This is a genomic window from Lacicoccus kunmingensis DSM 17847 (genome assembly GCF_059568765.1).
The window spans coordinates 1-4,222 of record NZ_JCANUC010000045.1; the positions used below are offsets into that span (position 1 = coordinate 1).

2 protein-coding genes are annotated in these 4,222 nt (G+C 27.6%); both read right to left on the minus strand.

The window, feature by feature from the left end; translation table 11 throughout:
- Window positions 1-191: 191 nt before the first annotated feature.
- Window positions 192-1,937, minus strand: a complete 1,746-nt coding sequence (locus tag BO48_RS16665) for a restriction endonuclease FokI recognition domain-containing protein (RefSeq protein ID WP_496369251.1) — start codon at window positions 1,935-1,937, stop codon at window positions 192-194.
- A gap of 61 nt (window positions 1,938-1,998) precedes the next feature.
- On the minus strand, window positions 1,999-3,960 hold the full coding sequence (locus tag BO48_RS16670) for a Dam family site-specific DNA-(adenine-N6)-methyltransferase (RefSeq protein ID WP_496369253.1): 1,962 nt from the start codon (window positions 3,958-3,960) through the stop codon (window positions 1,999-2,001).
- Window positions 3,961-4,222 lie beyond the last annotated feature (262 nt).

Below are 4,222 nucleotides of genomic sequence, written 5' to 3' on the forward strand. Positions count from 1 at the left end.
TCCTCCTGGGTATGTTTTTGTCGTTAAAAACATTGTACCGTAAAAGGACTGTTATATGGCCTTTTTACTTTTACACAATTATACGGACTTTATCAAAACAATATAAGATTTCTTTTAACTAAAAAAATCAATCCCTTTAATAATAGTTAAAGGGATTGATTATCAATTTTAGATTTTAAAAACGCTATATGTTATTTAAATTTAATTTCGTCATTTGAAAAATATTCATGGAGTTTATTAGGATTTATAATACCCTTAATTACTGCATCAGCACCATACAGTAATTGTTCAACATTTAGAACAGCACCATAAGTATTAGTTTCTCTATTAACGTATTCGATTTGATTTTTAAATTGCCCTTTAAAGAAATTCGAAACCCATAAATAATAAAATTTATCATTAGGTATTAAAGGTGAAAAAGATTTCCACCATTCGTTTGGATTACGTATTTTGTCTCGCTTATTATTATCATCAACATACCTTATCATTTGATCTCGATCTTTGGCATATATCGAAAAACCATTCTTGTATGCTTTAGTATCAAGTAATATTCCAAAATCATCAGTGAAAACCAAACCGTCAGGCTTATTACTGCCACCGAGTAAAACAGAATTTAGGTTATATGCTTCTTTAAATAATTCGGCTGTAACAATTTCAAAATCTCTTGATTTAGTAGCATCAGCTGCGAGATCTAATAAACTTATAAACTTAGAATCTAGTACTGTTTCTTTTAAGAATTTAGCTTTTCTCATTTCTCTTTCTTTATCTACTAATATATCAGTGATATTTAAATTAGGGATATCAAAATCTTGAATGATATCTTTTAATACCACTTTGTCATCATTTAATTCAATATTTATTCCGAAGTAATTAAGTTCTAAAATATCTTGCTTAATTAATTCTTTTTCATCATTAAAACCTAAACTTTTTAAGTGATTTAATAGATTTTTAAATGATTTTGAAGTTTGAAGAAACTTAATTATATATGCTCTTCTCGATCTTAAATAATCTCTATTACTGCCTTTTGTCGCTAGAAACTCCCACATTATAAACTTTGGTAGTTTTGGATTTTTTGAACTTCCTTGTGATTGTCTATACGCATGAAGACCTTTAGCAGTTATTTTATACTTTTGAAAAGATGTGATTTTTTTGCCATTAGAAGAATCATAGTTTTTAACTTTCTGTACCATTCCTAAATTTGAAAGCCAGCCACAAATCATACGAGCATATTTATCACTCGTCCCCTCTCTATCAGTACGTATTTTTCTTCTTTCTTCATCACTTTCTTCACTTTTTAACCAATCAATCATCAAAGATTCATCGTATGATGTAAACCCACTTTCACCTCTAAAACCTAGTGAATGTCCGACTTTAAATTTGGTACAACCATCTGGATTATTTACTAGTATTTTAAGTACTTGTGTAGCTGGAGGATAACTTAATAGAGCATTTTTTAAGATCTCTTTTTCTTTAGTAGAGTTATCTTTTGTTTGAGAAAAAGTTTTTCCCAAATCAGTAATCGTCAATTCGTCAGTATTACGATTGAAAGAAACAAAATTTAAGCTCACTGCCCACCTTAAAAAACCATCACAAGTCCAATATCCAGTAAAATTTTTACCCGTTGTATAGTGATTTTGAGGTAATAGAGAAATTTGAATTAGTGAGTTTGCTTCGGCTTCCTCTCTGATATTAGTAGTATTCTGGTTTTTATCTCTACTAGAGCCAACAAGTTCACCAAAACTGAAAGTACTCTCATTCCTATCTAATTTAGATTGTAAGTTATTTTTAATATCATCAAAATAAATAATTCTCTGTTGAACTAAGTTGTTTTTTAATTCCTTATAGTGATTTGAAGTATTATCAAATATGCGTACTACAGTTTTCAAATTTTCAAAACTAGATGGATTTTGAATCCAGCCAAATGTTCTAATATGCAAAAAAAATCCCCCCAAAATGTTTTATATTAAAAGTATAATACATTTTAGAAAGGATTAGTTCTTAATGTAGCAGATTAAAAGTGTCAACATCATAATTAGTTACTAATACTTCTTGGCTACCGCTTTTTTTTGAATTGTATGAAGCATTATTATAGTTGTGCTTAATATTATTCACCATGACATTATTGTTCAAAATAAAATCGTTTAAAAGTTCATGAGTATTGCCTTTGTTATGCATAACATTAGACAAAGCCCACTTAATATTTTTCTTTGTTAATTCTTCCATGATAGCGTACATTTCTAATTCTTGCTTTTCAGTCCAATTTACAAATCCACGATTACCATCGTTATAACTGCCAGTAGTTATAAGATAGGGAGGATCTAAATAAACAAAATCATTTTCATTTAAATTATTAAAATTAATGTCTGTAAAATATTTATCTGTAAAAGTAGCATTCATTTTATTTAACCTTCTAATAAATCTTTCTAGATTTAGTTTCATATTAGTGCTAAATGATGATCTATCTTTACCGAATGGATTATTGAATTTCATAGAATTATTAAAACGTATCTGATAATTATAACTATATGAAACTAATATATATAAATCCAAAGGATTAGGATTATTATTGTATTTTTCTCTAAATAATTTATATGCTTCAGCATTGGTCTTTGATAAGTTATATTTTTTAATCTTTAATTCTATTTGCTCAATAAGAGTTTCAGGTGATTTATTCTGAAAGTACCGAAACATTTCATTTAATTTGAAATTATTATCATTAAAAACATGATTGTTTGCTTTTACGTTAATACCGACATTAGCACCGCCACTAAATAAATCTATAAAGGTATCTATTTCATTAGGAAACAAAGGAATAATATCTTTAAGTATTTTATATTTCCCGCCAACATAGTTTAAAGGACTTTTTATAAATTTTTTTTCATATCCCCAAGTATCAAAAAAAGACTCTTGTATAAAATTATTAGAGGATTCATTAACTACATCTTTTTCAATATGAAGTAATATCTCATATAACTCGTAAGATTCCGAAGGGATTTTAGATTTATATTTTCTATAAGGAATTCTTTTTATGTCAATATGATTATTATACGATGAATCTTTCATGATTTTAATAAGTCGTTTTTCTTCTATTAAACCCTCATTATTGTAGCTAACAAAAATATGTTTAGCATTTATATTACTTATCAAATCAGTGAAGCTTTTTTCTGCTTGAATCTTGACCGAGTACGAACTTTTTAAGTTTTTGTAATCAAAAAGACCTGTAATCCCCTTTAATAAAGGTTTATTATTACGAGCTATATTTTCAAGCACGTGATAATTAGGAGCATATTGTCTTTTGTTATATGGAGGATCAATGTAAACAATATCAAATTTTTTATTTTTTACAAGTTCATTAGAATCAATATTAAAACATTCGTTATTACTCTGGTTATTGATTATTTGAGGCGGTTTTAAACTCAAAGGTTTAAGTGCTCTTTTATCCCATTTCTTCAAGTATGCTCCATACGTTCCAGTAGTGTTACTTATAAAAGGTATGGATTCAAGTAAGGTTGCTAACAAATAAAAATATTCATTTTCAGTTATAAGATTTCCATTTTTCCATTCGTCAATTGTATTTCTGATAAAACCGATACGAAATGCATTTTCAGAAGTAAAATACATTCTGTTCATTTCTCCAAAAGGACTATAACTTTCTGCATAATAACAAGTTTTATTAGGAACATTATTGTTTTCTAAATAATCAATAGGATCTTCTATCCCCATTGCTTTTAGCCCCTTAAATCTTAAAGGCAAGTTATTATGTATTGTACCTCTTGCTATAGCATAGCTAAAATACAGTGTATCATTAGTAATTATTTTATAATTTTTTTTAAAATGTCGGGCAACAGTATTACTGCCTGCAAACAAATCAAGGAAGTTTTTTTCTTTTCCCGTCGTATTTTTATCGATAAAAGAATCTATTTCAGATATCATATTTAATTTCGATCCGATATATCTCATTACACATCCCCTTTCATCCTTATAGAATATTAACATACACCTATTATCTAAAGCAATATAAATAGTATAAAATTATATATTTTAAAAGTAGCGTTGAGATAATTAATCAATCTCAACGCTATTTTTATAAAGCTCAGCAGTACATTGTAAGAACAAATCAATTGTTCTATATTAATATTTTTTTGCTTTTGCCTAAGCGACACGCTCACAACAAAGTTGTTCGCTAATAATCGGACAAATTCAACATCATGCCTAAACGTGA